This is a genomic window from Microbacterium sp. Kw_RZR3, from assembly GCF_029222405.1.
Classification (GTDB): Bacteria; Actinomycetota; Actinomycetes; order Actinomycetales; family Microbacteriaceae; genus Microbacterium.
The window spans coordinates 1-4979 of the sequence record NZ_JARHXC010000112.1 but is presented as its reverse complement, the minus strand read 5'-3'; the positions used below and the strand labels follow the sequence as shown (position 1 = coordinate 4979).

The 4979-nt window shown below is 69.4% G+C and carries 3 protein-coding genes; 1 reads left to right on the top strand and 2 read right to left on the bottom strand.

The features are described from left to right. Positions 1–1600, bottom strand: a 1600-nt coding sequence (locus tag P2P98_RS06075; protein WP_275798159.1) for a DUF885 domain-containing protein, incomplete at its 3' end; no start/stop codon positions are given. 50 nt (positions 1601–1650) lie between these two features. Then, positions 1651–4290, bottom strand: a complete 2640-nt coding sequence (polA, locus tag P2P98_RS06070; protein WP_275798157.1) for a DNA polymerase I — start codon at positions 4288–4290, stop codon at positions 1651–1653. Between the two features lie 72 nt (positions 4291–4362). Between polA and P2P98_RS06065 the strand changes: the two genes are divergently transcribed. After that, positions 4363–4794, top strand: coding sequence for a hotdog fold thioesterase (locus tag P2P98_RS06065; RefSeq protein WP_275798155.1), 432 nt, complete (start codon positions 4363–4365; stop codon positions 4792–4794). Positions 4795–4979: the final 185 nt, after the last annotated feature.

The window sequence follows — 4979 nt, the reverse complement described above, 5'->3', positions numbered from 1 at the left end:
TCATCGAGAAGTCGGCGCCGCGGCGCTCCCGCTCTTCCTCGCGGACCTGCTCCCAGATGCGCTGGCCGACCTTGTACGCGGGTGCCTGACCCGGCCAACCGAGGTAGCGGTTGACCTCGAAGCGCACGAACTCCTCGCTCATGTTGACGTTCTTCAGCATGAACGCGAGAGCGTAGTCGTGGTCCCACGTGCCCGTGCCGTCGAGGCGCGGCTTGCCGAGGTGCACACCGATGTCGAGCACGACGCGTGCGGCGCGCATGCGCTGCCCGTCGAGCATCCCGAGGCGATCGGCGGGATCGTCGAGGTAGCCGAGCTGCTCCATCAGACGCTCGGCGTACAGCGCCCAGCCCTCGGCGTGGCCGCTCGTACCCGCCAGCAGGCGGCGCCAGGAGTTCAGCTGCGCGCGGTTGTAGACGGCCTGCGCGATCTGCAGGTGATGGCCCGGAACGCCCTCGTGATACACCGTGGTGAGCTCGCGCCAGGTGTCGAAACTGTCGACGCCCTCGGGCACCGACCACCACATGCGGCCGGGGCGCGAGAAGTCGTCGGTCGGCCCGGTGTAGTAGATCCCGCCCTCGTTGGTCGGGGCGATCATGCACTCGAGCTCGCGGATGGGCTCGGCGATGTCGAAGTGGGTCCGGCCGAGCTCTTCCACCGCCTTGTCACTCGTGCGCTGCATCCACTCCTGGAGTGCCTTCGTTCCGCGGAGCTTGCGCGACTCGTCCTTCTCGAGGAACGCCACCGCCTCTTCGACGCTCGCGCCGGGAAGGATCTCGTTCGCGATCGCCTCCTGCTCGGCGACCATGCGGGCGAGCTCTTCGACGCCCCAGTCGTAGGTCTCGTCGAGGTCGATCTCGGCGCCGAGGAACTGACGCGAATGCAGCGCGTACATCTCGCGGCCGACGCCATCGGCCTCGCCCGCCACGGGGGCGAGCTCGGAGGAGAGGAAGGATGCCAGGCCGTCGTACGCGACGCGCGCGGCGCCGGCGTTCTGGTCGAGATCGCGCGCGAGCGAAGCGGGCAGCTGCCCCTCGGCGGGCGCGGCGTTCCCGACGAACTCGGCGAAGAAGCCGGTGTCGGCGGTGTAGCGGGCGATCTGCGCGACGACCTCGTTCACCTGGCGACGAGCGGGCACGACCCCCTCGGCGATGCCGCGGCGGAGGGTCGCGACATAGCCGTCGATGGCCCCGGGCAGCGCTTTCATCCGCTCCGAGATCGTGGCCCAGTCCTCGACCGTCGCGGTCGGCATGAGGTCGAAGGTCGCGCGGATGTCCTGCGCCGGTGACGCGATCACGTTGAGGTCGCGAAGGTGGGTCTTCGCCTCGTGCTGCTCGATCATGAGGTCGAGCTCGCGGACGAGGTCCATCTTCGTGACCGTGTCGATCGCGTCGACGGGCTCGGCCGCCTCGAGCGCGGCCTTCGTGGCGCGGGCGTCGGCGGTGAGGGCCTCGGCGCCTTCGGGGCTGTAGTCGCCGAAGCGGCCGTTGTGCTCGTCGCGCCCGATGTAGGTGGCGAGCGTTGGGATGCGCTCCGCCAGGGTGTCGACCCACGCCTCGGCGATCGTGTCGATCGGCGTGGGGGTGCGTTGTGCGTCAGTCATCCTTCGAGCCTAGGGAAGCGGGACCGCTGCCGCATCCCCGCTCCCGGCGCTTAGTGGCCCGCTTCGTCCCAGTCGCCGCCGCGGCCGATCTGCACGTCGAGGGGCACCGACAGCTCGGCCGCGTCCGCCATGCGGGCGCGCACAATGCTCTCCACGGCATCCCACTCCCCCGCCGCCACCTCGACGACGAGTTCGTCGTGGATCTGCAGCAGGACGCGCGAGCGCAGACCCGCGGATGCCAACTCCTCGCGGATCCGGAACAGCGCGACCTTCATGATGTCGGCGGCGCTGCCCTGGATCGGGGCGTTGAGGGCCGCGCGCTCGGCGTTCTCGCGCAGCACGCGGTTCATGCTGGTGAGGTCGGGGAACGGGCGCCGGCGGCCGAAGATCGTCTCGGTGTATCCGTCTTGGCGAGCCTGCTCGACCGAGCCGCGCAGGTAGTCGCGGACCGCACCGAAACGCGCGAAGTACTCGAGCATGAGCTTCTTGGCCTCGGACTGCTCGATGCGCAACTGCTTGGAGAGACCGAAGGCCGACAGCCCGTAGACGAGGCCGTACGACATCGCCTTGACCTTCGTGCGCATCGCAGGCGTGACCTCGGACGGCTCGACGCCGAACACGCGCGCGCCCACGAAGCGGTGCAGGTCTTCGCCCGAGTTGAACGCCTCGATGAGGCCGGGGTCGCCCGACAGGTGCGCCATGATGCGCATCTCGATCTGCGAGTAGTCGGCCGTGAGGAGGGTCTCGTAGCCTTCGCCCACCTCGAAGGCCGCGCGGATGCGCCGACTCTCCTCGGTGCGGATCGGGATGTTCTGCAGGTTCGGGTCGGTGCTCGAGAGGCGACCGGTCTGGCTCCCCGTCTGCACGTACGTCGTGTGGATGCGTCCGTCCGGCCCGGTGGCGGTGTCGAGGGCGTCGATGATCTGCTTCAGCTTGGTCGCTTCGCGGTGCTTCAGCAGGAGGTCGAGGAACGGGTGCGGGGCGCTCTCTTGCAGATCGGCGAGGGCCGCGGCATCCGTGGTGTATCCGCTCTTCGTCTTGCGCGTCTTCGGCAGCTGCAGCTCGTCGAACAGCACCTCCTGGAGCTGCTTGGGCGAGCCGAGATTCACTTCGTGGCCGATCGCCGCGTACGCGTCGCGCGCGAGAGCGTCGGCGCGCGCACCCAGCTCCGCGGAGAAGCCGGAGAGCTTCTCGTGCGACACCGCGACGCCGGCGAGCTCCATGTCGGCGAGGGCGGTCAGCGTCGGCATCTCGATGTCGTCGAGCACCTGGGCGACGCGCTCGGGAAGCTCCGCCCGCTGTGCCTCCGCGACGCGGCGGATGAACCAAGCGAGCTGACCCGGCGTGGCCCCCTCGGTCTCGGGGACGAGCTGCGTGGGGTCGGCTTCGGGGAGCTTCTCGTCGAGGTAGCGCTGGACGAGGTCGCCCAGCGTCTTGTCGGGGAAGCTGGGACGCACGAGCCACCCGGCCAGGATCACGTCCGACGAGATGCCGCCGAGCGCGATCCCCTCGCGCCGCAGGGCTTTTACCTGCGGCTTCGCGTCGGCCATGACCTTGGGGGCGTCGGATGCCAACCACCCGGCCAGGGCGTCGCGCACCGCGGGTGACCAGGTGGCCTCGGCTGCGCTGTCGGCACGCGCGAGACCGATCTGCGTGGGCGTTCCCTGCGCGAGCACGAGCGTCAGCCCCACCGTGTCGGTGGACTCCCCCACCCAGGCGGTCAGGCCTTCCGCGTCGAGCGGAGCGGGCGCGGGGGCCGTCGCCGTGGGACGCGCCTCTTCGGCGCCGTCGCCCGCGTCTGCGCCCAGGGCATCGAACACGCGGGGCAGGAGTGTGCGGAACTCGAGGCGCGCGAAGATGTCGCGCACCGCTTGGCCGTCGAGCGGCTTCATCTCGAGGTCGGACGGTCCCACGGGCAGCTCGACGTTGCGCAGCAGGCGGTTCAGCGCGCGGTTTCGCCTCACCCCGTCGAGGTGCTCACGCAGGTTGTTGCCCACCACGCCCGTGACCTTGTCGGCGTTCTCGAGCAGGGCGTCGAGCGAACCCCACTGCGTCAGCCACTTCACCGCGGTCTTCTCTCCCACCTTCGGCACGCCGGGCAGGTTGTCGCTCGTCTCGCCGACGAGAGCGGCGATGTCGGGGTACTGCTCGGGCGGCAGTCCGTACTTCTCGATGACGGCCGCGGTGTCGTAGCGCTTGAGCTGAGAGACCCCCTGCACGTTGGGGTACAGCAGCGTGATGTCGTCGGTGACGAGCTGGATCGTGTCGCGGTCGCCGGAGCACACGAGGACCTCGAAGCCCTGGGCCGCGCCCTGCGTCGCGAGGGTGGCGAGGATGTCGTCGGCCTCGAAGTCCTCCTTCTTCAGAACCGGAACGCCCATCGCCTCGAGGCACTCCTGGAGAAGCGGGATCTGACCCTTGAACTCGGCGGGCGACTCGCTGCGATTCGCCTTGTACTCGGCGTACTCCCGCGTGCGGAACGACTGTCGCGAGGTGTCGAAGGCGACCGCGAGGTGCGTCGGCTTCTCGGCTTTGACGAGGTTCACGAACATCGACAGGAAGCCGTAGATCCCGTTGGTGTGCTGCCCGTCTTTCGTCGAGAAATTGTCGACCGGGAGGGCGTAGAACGCCCGGTAGGCCAGCGAGTGGCCGTCGACGACGAGGAGGGTAGGCTTTTCGGCATCCGTCACCCCTCCAGCCTAACGAGGACCACGGACACTGCCCCGGCCCGGCCCGATCACGGCGATGACACGAAGGCGATGATGACGTCCACGATCCCCGACCCCCTGTCCGGCCTCGACTGGGTGAAGAAGCGCGGCATGGGCGCTCTCGCCGAGAAGATGGGCTTCGAGTGGGTGGAGTTCACCGTCGAGCGGTGCGTGGCGACCATGCCGGTCGAGGGCAACACCCAGCCCGTCGGCCTCCTGCACGGCGGCGCCTATGTCGTGCTGGGCGAGTCGCTCGGCTCGATGGCGGCGAATCTCCACGCGGGCCCGGGCAAGCTGGCCGTCGGCATCGACATCAATGCCACCCACACGCGCTCCGCGACCTCGGGCCTGGTCACCGGCGTCTGCACGCCCATCCACCTCGGGCGGAGCCTCACGGTGCACGAGATCGCGATCTCCGACGATCAGGGGCGCCGCTGCTCCACGGTGCGGATCACGAACATGATCAAGGACGCGCCCGCGCGCTGACCGCACCTCCCGTCGAGGACGTTGAGCCTGTCGAGGGGTCCATGCCGTGCGTGTTCCCGGTGGCTTCGACAGGCTCAGTCACCTGTCCCCCCATCGCGTGCCCGGTGGCCTCGACGAGCTCAGCCACCTGCCGGCTCAGCCACCTGCCGGCTCAGCCGCCCTCGCCACGGAGGTCCCTGAGCTCG